Origin of the sequence: Candidatus Berkiella aquae (assembly GCF_001431295.2) — a bacterium.
GTDB classification, from domain to species: Bacteria; Pseudomonadota; Gammaproteobacteria; order Berkiellales; family Berkiellaceae; genus Berkiella; species Berkiella aquae.
Genome location: NZ_LKAJ02000001.1, coordinates 3,242,478 through 3,259,866 on the forward strand (window position 1 = coordinate 3,242,478; position 17,389 = coordinate 3,259,866).

At 41.4% G+C, this 17,389-nt stretch carries 18 protein-coding genes, 1 tRNA gene and 1 riboswitch; of the genes, 12 read left to right on the forward strand and 7 right to left on the reverse strand.

What is annotated here, in order from left to right:
- From HT99x_RS14290 to thiC, 4 genes are read right to left on the reverse strand one after another with little or no spacing between them, the layout of a single operon-like run.
- Positions 1–774 (reverse strand): thiazole synthase, encoded by a 774-nt coding sequence (locus HT99x_RS14290; protein WP_075065254.1) that lies wholly within the window; start codon positions 772–774, stop codon positions 1–3.
- Positions 775–981, reverse strand: coding sequence for a sulfur carrier protein ThiS (thiS, locus tag HT99x_RS14295; RefSeq protein WP_083482786.1), 207 nt, complete (start codon positions 979–981; stop codon positions 775–777).
- Positions 982–990: 9 nt separating this feature from the next.
- A complete protein-coding gene (locus tag HT99x_RS14300) occupies positions 991–1,971 on the reverse strand; it encodes an FAD-dependent oxidoreductase (RefSeq protein WP_075065253.1) in 981 nt (326 codons plus the stop codon).
- A gap of 35 nt (positions 1,972–2,006) precedes the next feature.
- A complete protein-coding gene (gene thiC, locus HT99x_RS14305) occupies positions 2,007–3,554 on the reverse strand; it encodes a phosphomethylpyrimidine synthase ThiC (RefSeq protein ID WP_075065252.1) in 1,548 nt (515 codons plus the stop codon).
- A 118-nt stretch (positions 3,555–3,672) separates the two neighbouring features.
- Positions 3,673–3,783, reverse strand: a riboswitch (TPP riboswitch).
- A 168-nt stretch (positions 3,784–3,951) separates the two neighbouring features.
- Here thiC and HT99x_RS14310 point away from each other — a divergent pair.
- Positions 3,952–4,653, forward strand: coding sequence for an HAD family hydrolase (locus HT99x_RS14310; RefSeq protein WP_075065251.1), 702 nt, complete (start codon positions 3,952–3,954; stop codon positions 4,651–4,653).
- A 54-nt stretch (positions 4,654–4,707) separates the two neighbouring features.
- Here the strand turns inward: HT99x_RS14310 and HT99x_RS14315 are convergent, their stop codons facing one another.
- Positions 4,708–5,742, reverse strand: coding sequence for a PilT/PilU family type 4a pilus ATPase (locus HT99x_RS14315; protein WP_075065250.1), 1,035 nt, complete (start codon positions 5,740–5,742; stop codon positions 4,708–4,710).
- Between the two features lie 58 nt (positions 5,743–5,800).
- Between HT99x_RS14315 and HT99x_RS14320 the strand changes: the two genes are divergently transcribed.
- From HT99x_RS14320 to HT99x_RS14355, 8 genes are read left to right on the forward strand one after another with little or no spacing between them, the layout of a single operon-like run.
- The gene (locus tag HT99x_RS14320) at positions 5,801–6,481 is read left to right on the forward strand and encodes a YggS family pyridoxal phosphate-dependent enzyme (protein ID WP_075065249.1); all 681 of its coding nucleotides are present in this window, start codon (positions 5,801–5,803) and stop codon (positions 6,479–6,481) included.
- Between the two features lie 4 nt (positions 6,482–6,485).
- Positions 6,486–7,310, forward strand: coding sequence for a pyrroline-5-carboxylate reductase (gene proC, locus HT99x_RS14325; protein ID WP_075065248.1), 825 nt, complete (start codon positions 6,486–6,488; stop codon positions 7,308–7,310).
- Positions 7,311–7,324: 14 nt separating this feature from the next.
- Positions 7,325–7,903, forward strand: coding sequence for a YggT family protein (locus tag HT99x_RS14330; RefSeq protein WP_075065247.1), 579 nt, complete (start codon positions 7,325–7,327; stop codon positions 7,901–7,903).
- A complete protein-coding gene (locus tag HT99x_RS14335) occupies positions 7,903–8,214 on the forward strand; it encodes a DUF167 family protein (protein ID WP_075065246.1) in 312 nt (103 codons plus the stop codon). The genes HT99x_RS14330 and HT99x_RS14335 overlap by 1 nt, the downstream gene beginning before the upstream one ends.
- Entirely contained in the window at positions 8,214–9,068 is an 855-nt protein-coding gene (locus HT99x_RS14340) for an alpha/beta fold hydrolase (RefSeq protein ID WP_075065245.1), read from the forward strand. The genes HT99x_RS14335 and HT99x_RS14340 overlap by 1 nt, the downstream gene beginning before the upstream one ends.
- 33 nt (positions 9,069–9,101) lie before the next feature.
- Complete coding sequence (gene rdgB, locus HT99x_RS14345; RefSeq protein ID WP_075065244.1) at positions 9,102–9,704, forward strand: RdgB/HAM1 family non-canonical purine NTP pyrophosphatase; 603 nt, start codon at positions 9,102–9,104, stop codon at positions 9,702–9,704.
- A gap of 1 nt (position 9,705) precedes the next feature.
- Positions 9,706–10,875: a radical SAM family heme chaperone HemW gene (hemW, locus tag HT99x_RS14350; protein WP_075065243.1), complete on the forward strand. Its 1,170-nt coding sequence runs from the start codon at positions 9,706–9,708 to the stop codon at positions 10,873–10,875.
- Positions 10,876–10,884: 9 nt separating this feature from the next.
- On the forward strand, positions 10,885–11,415 hold the full coding sequence (locus HT99x_RS14355; RefSeq protein ID WP_075065242.1) for a YcxB family protein: 531 nt from the start codon (positions 10,885–10,887) through the stop codon (positions 11,413–11,415).
- A 103-nt stretch (positions 11,416–11,518) separates the two neighbouring features.
- Here the strand turns inward: HT99x_RS14355 and HT99x_RS14360 are convergent, their stop codons facing one another.
- Together HT99x_RS14360 and trmB are read right to left on the reverse strand one after the other, a co-directional pair.
- A complete protein-coding gene (locus HT99x_RS14360; RefSeq protein ID WP_075065241.1) occupies positions 11,519–13,372 on the reverse strand; it encodes an SLC13 family permease in 1,854 nt (617 codons plus the stop codon).
- 89 nt (positions 13,373–13,461) lie between these two features.
- Complete coding sequence (gene trmB / locus HT99x_RS14365; RefSeq protein WP_075065240.1) at positions 13,462–14,160, reverse strand: tRNA (guanosine(46)-N7)-methyltransferase TrmB; 699 nt, start codon at positions 14,158–14,160, stop codon at positions 13,462–13,464.
- Between the two features lie 109 nt (positions 14,161–14,269).
- Here trmB and HT99x_RS14370 point away from each other — a divergent pair.
- The 3 genes from HT99x_RS14370 to mutY all read left to right on the forward strand — a co-directional run bounded on the left by HT99x_RS14370 (position 14,270) and on the right by mutY (position 17,383).
- Positions 14,270–14,343, forward strand: a tRNA-Gly gene (locus tag HT99x_RS14370).
- Between the two features lie 31 nt (positions 14,344–14,374).
- Positions 14,375–16,315, forward strand: coding sequence for an AsmA family protein (locus HT99x_RS14375; protein WP_075065239.1), 1,941 nt, complete (start codon positions 14,375–14,377; stop codon positions 16,313–16,315).
- A gap of 12 nt (positions 16,316–16,327) precedes the next feature.
- A complete protein-coding gene (gene mutY, locus HT99x_RS14380) occupies positions 16,328–17,383 on the forward strand; it encodes an A/G-specific adenine glycosylase (protein WP_075065238.1) in 1,056 nt (351 codons plus the stop codon).
- Positions 17,384–17,389: the final 6 nt, after the last annotated feature.

The window sequence follows — 17,389 nt, forward strand, 5'->3', positions numbered from 1 at the left end:
TCAGGCCCCAAATAGGGTTTGTGTTAAGGAGGTACTCGCAATCGCATAATCACTTTCTGGCATGACACCGGCTTGATAGCTTAAACGTCCACTTTCTATCGCTAAAGCAAATGCACGCGCCATCATCACCGGATCTAAAGCTTTTGCAATCGCGCTATTAATCAGAACACCATCGTATCCTAATTGCATGGCACTTAATGCATGTTGCGGACTTCCAATACCGGCATCAATAATTAACGTGGCTTTAGGTAATAGTTGACGAAGCGCCTTAAGTTGAAAAATATTCAGTAACCCTTTTCCCGAACCAATCGGTGATCCCCAGGGCATTACAATCTGACACCCGCTGTCATACAGTGCCTTACATAGCACTAAATCATCGGTACAAAAAGGAAAGACGTGAAATCCAAGTTTGTTTAACGTTTCTGCGGCTTTGACCAATTCAAATGGATTGGGTTGTAAATGCAATTGAGGGCTAACGACTTCTAATTTAACCCAATTCGTCTCAAAGAGCTCTTGCGATATCTTAGCCACTTCTATCGCCTCAACATGACTCATGCAACCTGCCGTATTGGGTAAAATCTTGCAATTAAGTGCTTGTATTCGTTTCCAGAAAGATTGTCCTTGGGATTGATTCAAATCTTCATGTTTTAACCCAACGGTAATCACTTGTGTTCCACTTGCCATAATAGCCTGCTCTAAAATAGCAAGTGTTGGATATTGTGCGGTTCCTACTAGTAATCGTGAATGACATTCATGCCCTGCCAAGTTCCACATTTACCCTCCTTGCATCGGCGTCAACACCGCAATTTCATCACCTTGTTTAAGCTGATATTGCAGATATTGTTCTTTCGGTAAAAATTTTCCATTGATGGCAATGGCATAAATTGAAGGGAGTATCATGCCTTGCAATAGCTTCTGTAGCGTTTCATTTGCTGCAATGTCAAGCACTTGCTGATTGATTTTTACACTTATTTTATTCACTATATTTCCTCAATGTAACTGCTTTGCTACCTCAGCGACTACAGCAGGAGCTAATAAAAAGCCATGTCGAAAAAAGCCATTTAAACTCTTTAATCCTGGCCTATCTAACACAAAGGGCACTTGCAGAGGCGTTGCGGGACGTAAGCCGACATTGGTTCCAATAATGTGTGCATCTTTAAATCGAGGATCAACTAATGTTGCACCGGTTAACAATTGCATCACACTTTTAGCATAAATCGATTGCAAACTTTCACTTTCCATTTGAGTTGCGCCAATCATATACTGATGGTTACCTTGGGGTACGATGTAGCAGCTATAAATCGGATGTAAATAACGAATGGAATGTGTTAAATGGATTTGCGGCGCTTCACAGAGAATCATTTCTCCTCTGACACCGCGTAATGCTTCAACTTGTTGCTTGGCACCTATCCCTCGACAATCTATGACGCAATCAAACGATTTTTCTTGATTATGCACGGTAATGACATAAGGATTGATTGCTTCTACTCGCGCTTCATGCCAATGTACACCATATTGATGTAAGTAAAGCGCAATGCCTTTCATCACTTGCCTGGGATTTAAATGCGCCTCTGATGAAAAAATACAACCTACTTGCTGATCTATTGGCTCAATAGGCTCAAACCTAACATGAGGTAATTGATGCCGAATATTCATCACAAAATGCTCAAGCAAAGATTGATGTTCTTTGTTGGCCAGCACTTTGGTACCAGAACACTGATAATAAACCGATGCGGGTAAGCTACTTAGAATACGAGGCCACCAATCTAAAGCAGCTAATGCTTTATCTAGCCATTCTTTTCCTAGCACAGATATTTCCGTATAGGGACTTATCATTGCTCCCGCTGCCATTGAGCATGTTTCTCGCTCTTGGGTTTTTGCTGAATCAAATAAATGAATTTGATGATATTGACATAAATGCCAAGCCATTAGGCGCCCGACAATGCCTGCCCCAACAATAGCAATCTTCACGAGATTCTCCCCCCTCTACATGACTCCCCTACACTCTATGTGCACTCATCATTACTCAAGGCTAATGATGATTTAATCGCATGTGAAGCACGCATGGAACAAAATTTGGGGCCACACATCGCACAAAATGGCGCATGCTTGGCATTCGGTTGAGGTAAGGTTTCATCGTGATAACTTCTTGCCGTGGCAGGATCAAGACTTAAATTGAATTGATCTTCCCAACGAAAATCAAACCGGGCGCTAGACAATGCATCATCCCAAGCTTGTGCACCCGGATGACCTTTGGCAACATCGGCAGCATGCGCAGCAATTTTATAAGCAATTAATCCTTGCTTCACATCTTCTTTGTTTGGCAATCCTAAATGCTCTTTCGGTGTCACATAACAAAGCACAGACGTTCCTAACTGTCCCATAATCGCAGCACCTATACAGGAAGTAATATGATCATAACCTGGCGCAATATCAGTTACTAATGGGCCTAAGGTATAAAATGGCGCGCCATGACAATAGGTTTGTTGACGCTCTATATTCTCAGCCAATTTATGTAAGGGGATATGACCAGGTCCCTCTATCATTACCTGCACATCTTTTTTCCATGCAATTTGTGTTAATTCACCCAAGACCTTTAATTCTGCAAATTGCGCTTCATCATTAGCATCTTTAATGGAACCAGGACGAAGGCCATCGCCCAACGAAATGGTCACATCATAATATTGCAGAATATCGCAGATCTCTTGAAAATGGGTATAAAGAAAATTTTGCTGCTTATGTTGCAAACACCAGTTTGCCATAATCGCACCACCGCGTGAGACAATGCCGGTTAAGCGTTCACTTGCGGATGAGATAAACTCCCGCAAAACACCGGCGTGAATGGTAAAATAATCCACTCCCTGTTCTGCTTGTTCTATTAATACATCACGCATGATTTGCCAATTAAGTTCTCCCAGATTGCCATCCACTTTTTCTAATGCTTGATATACCGGCACCGTACCAATGGGTACTGGTGAGTGACGTAGTATTTGTTCACGAATAGCAGAAATGTGTTTACCCGTAGATAAATCCATGACGGTATCAGCACCATAACGAAGTGCCCACCATAACTTTTCAAGTTCTTCTTGTAATGAAGAACTTGTAGGAGAGTTACCAATATTGGCATTCACCTTCACTAAAAAATCTCTACCAATAATCATCGGCTCTAACTCTTGATGATGTTTATTGGCTGGAATAATCGCATGACCCAAGGTTACTTTATCAATGACTTGCTGAAGTGGCACATTCTCGCGAATAGCCGCATATTCTATTTCCGGGGTAATTTCACCTTGTTTTGCATAATAGCGCTGGGTTTTTCGATAATCTTTTTGATTTAACGCTCGTACTTTAGGTAACCCATTTTGCACATTAAACTCACTTTGAGTATAAGCACCCGTGACATCATATTTCAAGAATGTGCTTTGATCACTTAAAGTCATTTTTTGTTGTGGAATTTGCAATTCTTTAAATAAAACACCCGATTGATATATTTTCTCTGCATTACCATGGGTATCATCGGAAAAAATTGTAGACAATAGTTCATCGCCAAGCATCTTTCGCTCCTCAAGGTGAAATCAATAGTAAAACTAGCTCAACAAGGTGCTTGTTAGCTCGAATTTTCGTGTAACGGAGTGAAAAAGATGTTGGAAATCAATAAAAATTGAATAGCATGTGTTGACATAATCTCTTCCCTTCGCAGATATGAATCAGTGCAGGTTCAGCGGGTCAATCCAAAAACGTGGATTATCTCAGCGATCATTTATCGCCCCCCGAGAGTTGGTGTATAATAGGCTCCAATGAAACTTTTTGTCAACAGGAGGTATACTCACACCAATTTGAATTTAGGCAAGGCGGCAAGTGAGAGAAACCCAGGAGTGCACACATAAGTGCATGACTGGGATGAACGAACGCAGCCAACACAGCATAAATTTAAAGTGGGAAGAGTATCAGATGGATCTTATTATATTTGATATAGACGGAACTTTAATTCAATCCCATATTAAAGAAGTGGATTGTTTTATTGAAGCGGTGACCACCGTTTTGGGGATCAATGAAATCGATCGTGATCTACATACCTACCAACATGTGACTGACAAAGGCATTCTGATTGAGTGCGTTTCTCGAACGTTAAATCGTCACCCCACCAAAGAAGAATGTGATGCTATTCAAGACCAATATTTTACCAATTTTTCTGCGGTTATTACTCATGAACCTATTCAATTAATTCCTGGTGCTCATACCTTATTAGAAACACTGCAAGCGCTTCCCAATACAGCGCTTGCAGTAGCAACTGGCTCTTATCATCGGGCAGCCTTGTTAAAACTATCTCATGTTGCACCGGCTTGGTGTGACATTCCCTTAAGCACCAGTGATGATAGTGAAATCAGAACGCTTATTATGGAATCAGCGCTCAATAAAGCAAAACAATTTTACCGAAAAGAACAATTCAATCGCATCATTTATGTCGGCGATGGCCCTTGGGATATCAACGCGGTGAATGCGCTAAAATGGGATTTTGTTGGTATCGCGAGCAATTATCCGAAGAATAAATTACAAGAATGGGGAGCGACTTGTGTAATTGCAGATTATGTAGAAGCACATTTTGTTGATGTTATTAATAATTTACCGCGTAATTTCGTTTCAGGAATATAGGTTCTTAATTAAATGGCCGGCAGTGCATATAACGGTGACCGGCCCTACAGTAGCTTAGAATGATTCTTTATTAACCGCTTTTTCTTTAGCATCTAATCGCGCAACTTTACCACTATCCACTAATACTTTAAGCGCTTGATCTAATGTTTGCATGCCTTGTGCTTGTCCAGTTTGAATCGCCGAATACATTTGCGCGACTTTATTTTCACGAATTAAATTTCGAATAGCGGGATTACAAATCATGATCTCATGCGCAGCTAATCGACCTCCCCCAACTTTCTTTAGCAAGGTTTGAGATATCACGGCCCGTAAAGATTCTGATAACATTGAGCGAACCATGTCTTTTTCCTGCCCAGGAAAAACGTCAACAATACGATCGATAGTTTTGGCTGCAGAGGTGGTATGCAATGTGCCAAAAACCAAGTGGCCCGTTTCTGCCGCTGTCAAGGCTAAACGAATGGTTTCTAAATCTCGCATTTCACCTACCAAGATAACATCAGGATCTTCGCGTAAGGCTGAGCGTAACGCTTCACTAAAGCCCTTGGTATCCGTGTGAATTTCTCGCTGATTAATCACACTCTTTTTGCTTTGATGAACAAATTCAATCGGATCTTCAATGGTCAAAATATGACCATAGCGATTCGCATTGATATAATCAATCATGGCGGCCAGCGTCGTTGTTTTACCTGAACCCGTTGGTCCAGTCACAAGTACAAGCCCACGTGGATACTGTGCAATCTCGGAAAATATCTTGGGTAACCCAAGATCTTCGAGAGTTAATATTTTTGAAGGGATGCTACGAAATACAGCAGCAGCCCCGCGGTTTTGGTTAAATGCATTCACACGAAATCGCGCAAGCCCGGGCACTTCAAATGAAAAATCTGTCTCGAAGAACTCTTCGTAATCACGACGATGCTTATCACTCATGATATCGTAAATTAAGGTATGGACTGATTTATGATCAAGTGCGGGAACATTTAAACGTCTGATGTCACCATCCACCCGAATCATCGGAGGCAATCCAGCAGAAAGATGCAAATCTGAGGCTTTATTTTGTATACTGAACGTCAGCAATTCATTCATATCCATTTTTATTCTCCTTTAAGCCTCTCTTGACTCTGTGTGCTATTCAATTCAAAGTACTGCCATGATTGATATTGTAGCTAATCTTCATCACATCCAACATCGGATTGAAACGACTTGTCAGCAGTGCGAGCGAAACAAAGAGAGTGTTACGCTTATTGCAGTGAGTAAATCCCATTCCGCTGATCAAATTGCCAAGCTTTATGCTGCAGGGCAGCATCACTTTGGTGAAAACTATCTCAATGAAGCACTCAGCAAAATAACCTTGCTACCAACAGACATCCTTTGGCATTTTATCGGCACTATTCAATCAAAAAAGACCCTTGAGATTGCACAAAATTTCAGCTGGGTACATACCGTTTGTCGTCTTAAAGAAGCACAACTATTATCACAACATCGCCAAGGAATGCCCCCATTAAATATTTGTTTACAAGTTAAAATGGAAGATGATCCCAAACGTAACGGCATTTATGCCAGTGAGCTTATGAATTTGCTCAAGCCTATTCAAGATTTACCCCATCTGCGATTACGCGGTTTAATGGTCTTACCCCCGCTAGTTGAGGCATTAACAGAACAACGTGCTTATTTCCAAGCATTGCATTCTTTATTGGTACACTGTAATCAACAAGGTGCTAACTTGGACACATTATCAATGGGTATGACGCACGATATCGATGCAGCCATTTTAGAAGGTGCTACCATGGTTCGTATTGGCACCGGGATCTTTGGACCACGCGAGATTTAAAACGATGACATCACAACAACGAATTGGCTTTATTGGCGCGGGCAATATGGGAAGCTGTCTCATTCATGGGTTGCTCAAACAGGGATTGCTACCGAACACATTATGGGTGAGCGATCATCATCTTGAGCATTTACAGCCCCTGGCAGCACTGGGTCTTAACACTGCAGAGGAAAATGCGACCATTGCCACCAATGTGGATATCCTCGTGTTAGCCGTTAAACCTAATTCAATGAAATCGATTATCGAAGCATTAAGTGCTCATTTACAATCTCATCGCCCTTTGATGATTAGTATTGCCGCTGGGATCACAACGCAACAAATTGCAACGTGGTTAAAACAAACACCTTGCCCGATTGTGCGCGCAATGCCAAATACGCCTGCACTATTAGGACAAGGTATCACGGGCCTCTACGCAAGCGACCTCGTTAATGCTTCTCAGCAAGCAATGGTTTCACAGCTATTTGAAGCGGTGGGACAAATTATTTGGCTGTCGGATGAATCTCTCATGGATGTTGTCACGGCCCTTTCAGGCTCAGGCCCTGCCTACTTTTTCTATTTTATAGAGTGCTTAATTGAAGCAGGGGTATCATTAGGTCTATCAGAAGAAGATGCTAGAAAACTTACTTTTCAAACAGCCCTAGGGGCTGCAATGATGGTACAAAATAGCACCGAATCTCCTTCTGTCTTACGCCAGAAAGTCACTTCCAAAGGGGGGACAACCGAGCAGGGGATCAAAGTCCTAAAAGATGGTAAAATAGCCGAGCTTTTAAAGCAGATGCTATCTGCCGCCTTTGAACGCGGCAAAACCCTCAGTAGAACATTTGATTAAGAGATACAGATTTTATGAGCCCTTTACAAAATGCCGGCAGCTTTTTAATCCAATCCTTATTTGATATTTATCTCTTTGTCTTATTACTGCGTTTTATTTTGCAATATCTACGTGTCGATTATTACAACCCATTGACACAATTCATCGTTAAAGCAACCAGCCCCATCGTGGTTCCTTTACGCCGTTTTATTCCAGGCTTGTGGGGTATCGATTTTGCAACGATTACTGCCATCATCCTGGTAACGTTGCTCAAGATTACCTTAATCACCTTAGTTAGCATGCATAAGCTTCCGGGCCCTGTTGGATTAATGGTTTGGTCTGTTGGCAACATCAGTGTATTAACCATTAATTTATTTTTCTACGCTATTTTAGCCAATGTGTTGTTAAGTTGGATCGCGCCTACTGCCTATTCCCCTGTTACCATTATTTTGCAACGGCTCATTGAACCTTTAATGCGACCAGCAAGACGATATATCCCACAAATTGGTGGTTTCGATATTTCGCCAATTCCCGTGATGATTGCGCTTGAGCTTCTGATTATTCTGTTTGCCGATCCACTCATGCAAGCAGGCATTCGACTTGCAACACGCTAATGAAGCATCACCAAACTGCGCGTTGGGATAAAAATGATCTGCTGCTTTATACTTATATTCAACCTAAAGCAGCAGCTGACAAAGCCATTGGCTTATTTCAAAACGCCATTAAAATCCAAATAACCGCTCCTGCCACTGATAATAAAGCAAATGATCATTTAACGGCATGGTTAGCAAAACATTGTAAGGTACCCACAAGCCACGTCACCATTGAGAGCGGTGCGCATAATCGATATAAATTAGTTCGGATACAAAACCCCAAACAATTCCCTGCTTGGTTGGTAGAATGGTTACCTAAGGAAACAAAATAATGTCGGTCAAAGAAACCACTTTTGAAATTAATGGCCAAATCATTGCTGCCAAAATATGGAATGAAAATCGCGGTACACCAACGTTAGCATTGCATGGTTGGTTAGATAATGCGGGCACTTTTGATAGATTAGCACCATTACTGAAAACCTCTCATATTGTTGCCATCGATTTTCCAGGACATGGTTTTTCATCTCATAAGCCTATGGCTTGTCCTATTCATTTAATTGATATGGTCATTGATAGTGTATCTGTCGCCAATCATTTAGGTTGGGATAGCTTTGCATTGCTTGGCCATTCTTTAGGCGCTTGCATAGCCAGCCTCATTGCGGGCGCTATTCCTTCCAGAATACAATATTCCTTACTCGTTGATGCATTAGGTCCTCTTTCTCGAGCGGCTCAAATCGCCCCATCTCAACTCGGTGTTTATCTTGAACAAATGGTCACTATTCCATTTAAATCTGCCCCACAATACTCATCGGTACAAGATGCATTAAATGCGCGTTTAAAAGTCAATGCGATGAAAGCGCAATCGTGTGCCCATATTGTTGAACGCGGTTTGAAACAACTTGATAACCAACAATGGACATGGCGAACCGATCCTCGGTTGTTAATGCCACTCCCTACCTCACTCACTGAAGAACAAGTGCTCGCCTTTTTGAGTAAAATCAGTTCACCACTTTGTTTAGTGCGTCCCTTTAATGGCTATCCTTTCCCAGATGATTTAATGCAAGGTCGCGTGAATGCCGTAGCACATGCGAAAATCATGACCATTCCAGGCGAGCACCATGTCCATCTTGATGACTCACAGCAAGTGGCAGAATGTTTTAATCGTTTCTTGGGGACTATTAGCTAGCTTTGTGATAGCATCTTTACGTCTTAGGGGGGCATCATGAAAATTGTTATTGCTAGCGAAAATCAAGGAAAATTGCGGGAAATTCAAGCATTCTTTCAAGGAATGCCTATCCGTGTGATTGCACAAAATGAATTCTTAGTGCCATCGGTTGAAGAAACCGGCCTTAGTTTTATCGAAAATGCTATTTTAAAAGCACGCCACGCGGCAAAACATAGCTCATTACCTGCTTTAGCCGATGATTCAGGCTTAGTGGTAGATGCACTCAATGGTGCACCTGGCATTTATTCTGCAAGGTATGCAGGCCTCGATGCGAGTATGCCACGCAATATTCAAAAGCTTCTTGAAGACACGTCTCATATTGAAGACGCCAAACGCACCGCTCATTTTTATTGCGCCATTGCTTTTGTTCGACATGAGAACGATCCTATCCCGATTATTGCCTGCGCAAAATGGGATGGCATGTTATTACGTGAGTCTCAGGGTGATAAAGGTTTTGGTTATGATCCTTTATTTTGGATCCCAACCCTAAACGCGACTGCCGCAGAACTTGATACCGAACAAAAAAATCAATTAAGCCATCGCGCACAAGCGCTACGTTTGTTTGTTGCGGCTTTCTCAGAAGCAGGTTTAGTTTAATATGCATACGCTTTGGCAATTATCTCCACTGAGTCTTTATATTCATTTTCCTTGGTGTGTTAAAAAATGCCCTTACTGTGATTTTAATAGTCATGCCTTAAAACAAGACTTACCTGAAAATGACTATGTGACGTGCTTGCTGGAAAATGCCAAAAGAACTCAAGATTTTGTTCAGGATCGTTCGATTCAAACTATTTTTATGGGCGGTGGAACACCGAGTTTATTCTCGGCAGAAGCGCTGAATAGACTACTCCAAGAACTTCGCAAGATTTTTAATTTTAGTGAAGACATTGAAATCACCTTAGAAGCCAATCCCGGCACTGTTGAACAACAACGTTTTAATGATTATCGTGCCATTGGGATTAATCGCCTCTCGCTTGGTATTCAAAGCTTTAATGAGAAACACCTAACCTTATTAGGACGTATTCACAATGGGACAGAAGCCAAAAAAGCCATTGATACTGTAAAAGAAGCAGGATTTAGTAATTTCAACTGTGATCTAATGTTTGGTTTACCTTCACAAACCATTGAAGAAGGACTTGCTGATTTAGCACAAGCGATTGCACATTCCCCCACTCATCTATCCTGGTATGAGCTTACCTTAGAGCCTAATACCTATTTTTGGCATCATCCGCCTCGTTTGCCTGATGACGACCTCATTATTTCTTTACAAGAACAAGGACAAGCTTTATTGCAAGAAGCTGGCTTCGCACAATATGAAATCTCCGCTTTCAGCCGCCAACAACCTTGTCGACATAATGTGAATTATTGGGAATTTGGTGATTATCTTGCCATCGGTGCAGGGGGTCATGGTAAAGTCACCCAGCATCAAGAAGCAAAGATCATGCGCTACCATCACTTTCGTCATCCCAAACAATATATGGACAGCGCACAAGGTTACATCCAAGCACAAACCCCAATCCCGTCTTCGCAATTAGCCTTTGAATTTATGCTAAATGCACTCAGGCTAAAAAACGGCGTGCCCACTAAGTTATTTTCCCAAAGAACTGGGCTCGATATGGATGTCATCATGCCACAATTAATAACAGCCCAAAAAAAGGGATGGTTACTGCCTTTTAATCAAACCCTTTGCACAACGTCTTTGGGTTATCGCTTTCTAAATGATGTGGTAAGCTTATTTCTACCGGAAACGATAGAAGCAAGCGATTAGAATAAGCCTATGGAAATACAAGTCTCTTATCAGCCAACTGCCAAAGAACTGATGAAGGCCAGTTCGTTATATGTTGAGAAAAAACCTTTTTTCCTCCTCATTATTAATGCTATGAACGTTTTTGCGGGCATTATTGTGATCCTCATGGGCATAAAACTCTATTATTATGGTTTAATACCCGAAGAGTGGATGGCCGGTGCTATGGGTATTGCTTGGATTTTTGGTCGACGCCCCTTAAATGAAAAATTACTGATGCACCGTCTCAAAGATAGCCAAATCTTAGACGTTCCTATCAACATTGTTTTCTCTTTAAATGGTATTGCCTGGTCTGGTAAAGGTTTGGTAACGGGTAACATGGCATGGGGCGATATTCGCTACATTCTTGAAGCCAAAAATGGCTTTTTGATCCCGAATGCAACCACTCGATTCATCTGGCTTCCCTTTCGTGGCTTTAAATCAGCAGAAGATATTCTTGCTTTACGAGAAGCTTTTGTACAAAGGAACATTATTCCTCGCAAATATTTGAAGTGGGAATGTTAAATCTGCAGCAATCCTTCACCTTATTAGAGATATGCCTGACAAGCCAGGTAAACATTTGCGCTTGTCCGGCGTAGCTTGAAAAGCGAAGCGGGAAGCATTTTCTTTAGAACATCCATTTGATCATCAACATCACGACAATTAAATATAAAAAGGACATTAGCCCACCGGCCTTGATAAAGTCCATGATCTTATATTCACCCGGTAAACTGATTAAGGCGTTTGCTTGGTGAGTGGGTACGATAAAAGAATTCGACGTTGCAATCGCAACCATTAAGGCAAAGGCACGTGGATCGTCCCCTAAAATTTGCGCCAGATGCACCGCAAGCGGAACCAAAACGATCGTTGCGCCGACATTCGATAAAATAATACTACCAATCGAAGCAATAACGCCCAAAATAAGGAGTAAAATCCATTCTGGATAACCGGCACAAGCTTTTAAAATATAAGCACCCATCCAATCTGATGTACCACTGGTTTGCACGGCAATGCCTAATGGAATGAGTCCTGCTAATAAAAAGACGGTTTTCCAGCTCACCGCTTCATAAGCATCATCAATACTAATAACACCCGAGAAGATCATACCGACTGCACCCACTAACAAACCAATGGAAACTGATAAGTCACTAAAAATAATTAAAGCAATGGATAACACAAAGAAAAATACAGCAAACCACATTTTGTCGGTATGCATTTTTTTGCGCGGATAGTCTGTGGTAACAATCACAAAATCCGGGTTTTTTTGCAGTAAACCTAATGAATTCCATTGACAAAACATACCTAAAGTATCGCCCGCACGTAACGTGAGTCCGCCGATTTCTTTTTTACCTCGGCGCACCTTATCACCACGATGGACAGCTAATACCTGAATACCATATTCACGACGCATATGCAGATCACCAAAGTTGGTTCCAAGCAATCGAGAACTGGGTGGCACAACGGCTTCACACAAGCCCGCATGGGGTGGACTAATATGTTCTGGAAATGCCGTCAAGTATGGCGACATACGCAAACCATATTTTTTGGCAAACTCTTCGACTTCTTCTTTAGGACCAAACATGGCGATGACACTGTTGGCTTTAATTTCTGTTTTGCGCAGCGGTGGCATATGTAAATTATTACCAATTTTAATGCCAATAATTGCAATAGTGGGTGGCAACAACCATTCCCATTGTCGCAAGGTATTATCAACTAAGGAACTTGATGCGGGCACACGACATTCGCAAAAATCTGCACCGATACCATAAACTCTTTTAAAATAGCCAGGTGATCCACCATTATTTAAAGTGCCCACATGCAATGGTGCTTTGGGTAACACCCATTTACCGAGTAATATGAAATAAATAATGCCCATCACTAACAACGCCAGTCCAATAGGAAACACACTAAATAGCCCAAGTGCGGGTGCTTTCACGCCGGATTTATCAGTTAAACCATTACTGTTTATTAATAAACTATTTAATAAAATGAGAGGGCCAGTACCTAGCATCGTTAAAGTGCTACCCAAAATGGCGCAAAAGCTAAGTGGTAACAATAAACGAGATTTGGCAATGCCCGTCACTTGTCGAATACGGGTGATTATGGGGAGTAACAAGGCAACGGTACTGACACTGCGTAAAAAACCCGCACAAAAACCGCTGACCCCCATTAAATACAAACGAATACGATTTTCACTAGAACCACCCAAGCGCATGATATAGTAGGCCATTTTTGCAACCACACCACTACGCTCAAGTCCTGCGCTAATAATCATCACACCAATTAAGGCAATCACTGCATCACTTGAGAAACCGGAAAAAAGGGCATCACTGGGAACAAGACGGGTTAATCCAAGAAGGACTAATACCAAAAATGCGACCACATCCACTCGTACCACTTCGGTAACAAATAAAATCATGGTAACCACGATAATGGACACCACTAAAAAAATATCTGGCGTTAAACCATGAACACCAAGCACAACTCACCCCATATTGATCCTCTATACATTAGTATAGGAGAGCACTTTGAGCTGTGCTTGGTCACTTTAAGGCGAGACTCAAGGAGTATTTAGCACTTTGACTGAAAAACAAGATCCCAGATGGCATGTCCTAATTTTTCGCCACGCCTTTCAAATTTGGTCGTTTCTCGTTCAAAGCCTGCTGGCGCATAGCCCTCTTTACCAAAGACATTACAAAAATCCGGGCTAGCCTGCATCACACTCATCATATGCTCTGCGTAGGGCTGCCAGTCGGTTGCCAACTGAAAGATCCCTTGGGATTTCAGCTTACGTGCGATCAACTGAACAAATTCGGGCTGCACAATACGGCGCTTATGATGTTTACGTTTAGGCCAAGGATCGGGGAAAAGGAGCAAGACTTTATCTAGGCTCTTATCTGGAATAGCTCGATTTAAGACCTCAATAGCATCCATGGCAAATATTTTAAGATTGGTCAATTGCATTACTTTTGCACATGACAGCAAACGACCAATACCGGGGGGATGCACTTCAATACCAATGAAATCAATATCAGGATGAGATTTTGCGAGTGAGAGTAATGTTGCACCCATGCCAAAACCAATTTCTAACACTCGCTTCGCATCTCGTTGAAAGACGGTCTGCCAGTCATAAAATTGGCTATCCGGGGGGAGCGATAAACCAAAATATGGCCAAGCGGCTTCAAGCGCTTCTTTCTGCGCAGGCGTCATGCGTCCTTGACGCACCACAAAACTGCGAACAGGTCGCTGTATTACATTCTCTATAGTCATATATCTAAATCATTTTTATCTACTGCATTAAGCACAGCGATATTATTGCACCTAACTAGTATCAAGCAAGGCATTTTGTCATAATACCCAGCTGATTCAAGCCGATTATGCGGGTGTAGTACAATGGTAGTACCTTAGCTTCCCAAGCTAATGACGTGGGTTCGATTCCCATCACCCGCTCCATTATTGAATGAGCCTGCTAGGGGTAACTGCCATGTCAATCTCCCGTTTCTTTCGTGCATTATTTTCGCTTTTCTTATTATTGCTCGGCCTTGCAATTGTTGTCCCTATTGCGGCTTATTTCTTCTTTGATCCCAACCATTTCAAAAGTGAAATTACCAGTTTTATCAGCAACAAAACCGGCTTACCGCTTGAAATTCATGGCAAAATTAAAGTGCAAGCATTTCCATGGGTTGGGTTAAATGTTCATCAAGTTGATTTAGTGCAACCCTCACAATTTGGTCAAGGCAAAATGATCGAAGTGAATGAGATGGGCCTTAAAATGTCGCTTGAGGATCTGCTGCATAAAAAATTTAATATCGAAAGTCTTGTGGTTGATGGCTTAACCATTTATGCCATTAAAAATAAAGATGGTAGTACCAATTGGGAATATTATTCTAAACAAGTCAAAAGCAAACAAGATAAACCCGCTGAATCTCATAACACTACCGCTGTTAAAACAAAAGCGGATACCCAAACAAAGCAGTTACACTTTGCCTTATTACAATTTACTTTAAAAAACGCGAAAATTTCTTATGAAGACCGCCAAGCAGGACAAACTTTACTCCTAGAAAAATTTGATCTTCAAGGGAAGCAGGGTGCATCTCCTTCTCAGTTTCCAATAGAAGGTGCCATTCATTTACAAGTAAAAGATAAAGATCCGTTGCTCTCTTTTAAAAGCCAAGGGAAATTCGAAGGGCTGGTTCAACAAGCAACCCAAGGGTTATTAGCTGATCTAAAAGTCGATTTTTCTCTAGATATGCCAAACAACCCGGAGAAATTTCGTCAAACAACGGTATCCAGTAAAATTAAAGCTGATTTTTCAAAAAGCATTACTTTTAACGATGTTTTGATTAAATCAGGTCCAATCGATTTGAACGGACGTTTCACTGTTCCCATGGATAAACAACAGGCGATTACATTTAAACTCAACATTAATCAAGTTGATCTGCAAGCATTACAAGGATTTGCAGCAACCTCACCAGCTCAAGCAACCACGAATACAGCACCAACGATTGTTCCTGTCAAAGAAGTTAAAACGACAAAACAACAATCCTCGCAGCCTTTGGTTGGAGAAGTTGCTATCGGCAAAGTATTAGCACAGGGTATCGTTTTAGAAAACGTCAATACTAAAATTAAGAAAGATGCTTCTATGCTTCATTTGCGTGATTTAACAGCCAATCTTTATCAAGGAAAACTGCAAACGAATGTAACGAAAAATTTACAAAATCCACAAGCACCCGTTGCTTTGCAAGGTAAATTGTCCCACATTCAACTGGCACCCTTATTAAAAGATCTGAAACAACAAACTCGTATTAGTGGTGTTTCTAATGTGGATTTTAATGTGACACATCATGAAAATGCGGGCTTAAATGGTACGCTCAAATTACAAATGAATGATGGAGTGATTGAAGGGATTGACGTAAAGTATTACTTAAATCTTGCGCAATCTTTATTAAAAAAGGTTGATAATAAAGAAACCGATAATAAACGTACCCCATTTGGTTCATTACAAGCCACCTTATTGTTCAATAATAATGTGATGGATAATAACGACCTTATCGTTACATCAAATGATTTTACGGCAAAAGGCGAAGGCAGTATTAACTTAAACAGCCAAACGATTGCTTATAAAATTCAAGCGTTAAAAACTTATCAAGATGGCAAAGAACATAAAAATGCTTACCCCCTAGCCATCCGAATCAAAGGTTCATTAAGCAGCCCCAAAGTCGAACCCGATTATGATGTTTATTTAAAAAAACTTATGCAACAAGAAATGAAAGGAGAGCTTAACAAGCAAATAGGCAAATTGTTAGGAGCTCCCAAAGAAGGTGAGGCAGCAGGCTCCCAAGAATCATCGCAAAATCTTGAAGATGCAGCCAAAAAGAAACTGGAAGATAAAATTGAGAAAGGGCTAAAAAAGCTCTTCAGATAATGTGAGTGCAGTATGACAATTTCTGCGATTAGGCGCGATTGGTTTTCTAAAGCGCTTTTAAAATGGTATGCCCAACATGGTCGTCATGACTTACCTTGGAAAAAACCACTTAGCGTTTATCGTGTGTGGGTATCAGAGATCATGTTGCAACAAACTCAGGTTTCAACAGTCATACCTTATTTTGCACGCTTTATGGCAAGCTTTCCTTCCTTAGAGTCACTTGCTAATGCGCCACTAGATTCTGTGTTACAGCACTGGGCAGGCTTAGGGTACTATGCTAGGGCACGGAATTTACATAAAGCAGCGAAATGTTTGGTCAATGATTTTGCCGGTATTTTTCCCAAAGATGTCACAACGCTATCAAGCCTTCCAGGCATTGGATTATCAACCGCGGGCGCTATTATAGCGCAAGCCTATAATCTTAGAGCCCCAATCCTTGATGGCAATGTTAAACGTGTGCTGTGTCGCTTTCACGGTATTAAAAGCTGGCCAGGTGAAAAGAAAGTTCATGATAAATTATGGGAACTTGCTGAATATCACACTCCCAAACAACAAGCTGCTGACTATACCCAAGCAACGATGGATTTAGGCGCGACTTGTTGCACCCGTACTAAACCTAGTTGTGAACTTTGCCCATTACAAAAACATTGTGCTGCCTTCTCGCAACAAAGCCAAGCACAATGCCCAGGGAAAAAGCCTCGGAAAAAGTTACCCACCAAGCAGCTTTATATGTTATGCGCTCAAAATCAGCACGGTGAGCTTTTATTACAGCAACGTCCTTTAAAAGGGATCTGGGCTGGTTTATGGAGCTTGCCCGAATTTACAGACGAAAGTGCCATAGTGCCTTGGTTAAATGAATTTTTAGGAACATCTGGTGCAAAACTAACTGCTTTATCCCCCATTTTACATACTTTTACCCACTATCATTTAACGATTTTACCTCGTTTAATTACCATTAGAAAAAAAGCCATTAAAAGCCAGTCCAATTTAAGTTGGCTTAACAACGATGCTTTAGCCCAACGTGGTTTACCCGCCCCCATTCAAAAATTAATAGCGACCATAAGGTAAGAAAAT

Coding starts and splice junctions, on each gene's coding strand:
- HT99x_RS14315 (WP_075065250.1), bottom strand. CDS start 5,742: ATGGATATGAATGAATTGCTGACGTTCAGTATACAAAATAAAGCCTCA.
- HT99x_RS14355 (WP_075065242.1), top strand. CDS start 10,885: ATGGAAATACAAGTCTCTTATCAGCCAACTGCCAAAGAACTGATGAAG.
- HT99x_RS14290 (WP_075065254.1), bottom strand. CDS start 774: ATGTGGAACTTGGCAGGGCATGAATGTCATTCACGATTACTAGTAGGA.
- HT99x_RS14310 (WP_075065251.1), top strand. CDS start 3,952: ATGGATCTTATTATATTTGATATAGACGGAACTTTAATTCAATCCCAT.
- hemW (WP_075065243.1), top strand. CDS start 9,706: ATGCATACGCTTTGGCAATTATCTCCACTGAGTCTTTATATTCATTTT.
- proC (WP_075065248.1), top strand. CDS start 6,486: ATGACATCACAACAACGAATTGGCTTTATTGGCGCGGGCAATATGGGA.
- HT99x_RS14375 (WP_075065239.1), top strand. CDS start 14,375: ATGTCAATCTCCCGTTTCTTTCGTGCATTATTTTCGCTTTTCTTATTA.
- HT99x_RS14330 (WP_075065247.1), top strand. CDS start 7,325: ATGAGCCCTTTACAAAATGCCGGCAGCTTTTTAATCCAATCCTTATTT.
- mutY (WP_075065238.1), top strand. CDS start 16,328: ATGACAATTTCTGCGATTAGGCGCGATTGGTTTTCTAAAGCGCTTTTA.
- HT99x_RS14320 (WP_075065249.1), top strand. CDS start 5,801: ATGATTGATATTGTAGCTAATCTTCATCACATCCAACATCGGATTGAA.
- trmB (WP_075065240.1), bottom strand. CDS start 14,160: ATGACTATAGAGAATGTAATACAGCGACCTGTTCGCAGTTTTGTGGTG.
- HT99x_RS14340 (WP_075065245.1), top strand. CDS start 8,214: ATGTCGGTCAAAGAAACCACTTTTGAAATTAATGGCCAAATCATTGCT.
- HT99x_RS14335 (WP_075065246.1), top strand. CDS start 7,903: ATGAAGCATCACCAAACTGCGCGTTGGGATAAAAATGATCTGCTGCTT.
- thiC (WP_075065252.1), bottom strand. CDS start 3,554: ATGCTTGGCGATGAACTATTGTCTACAATTTTTTCCGATGATACCCAT.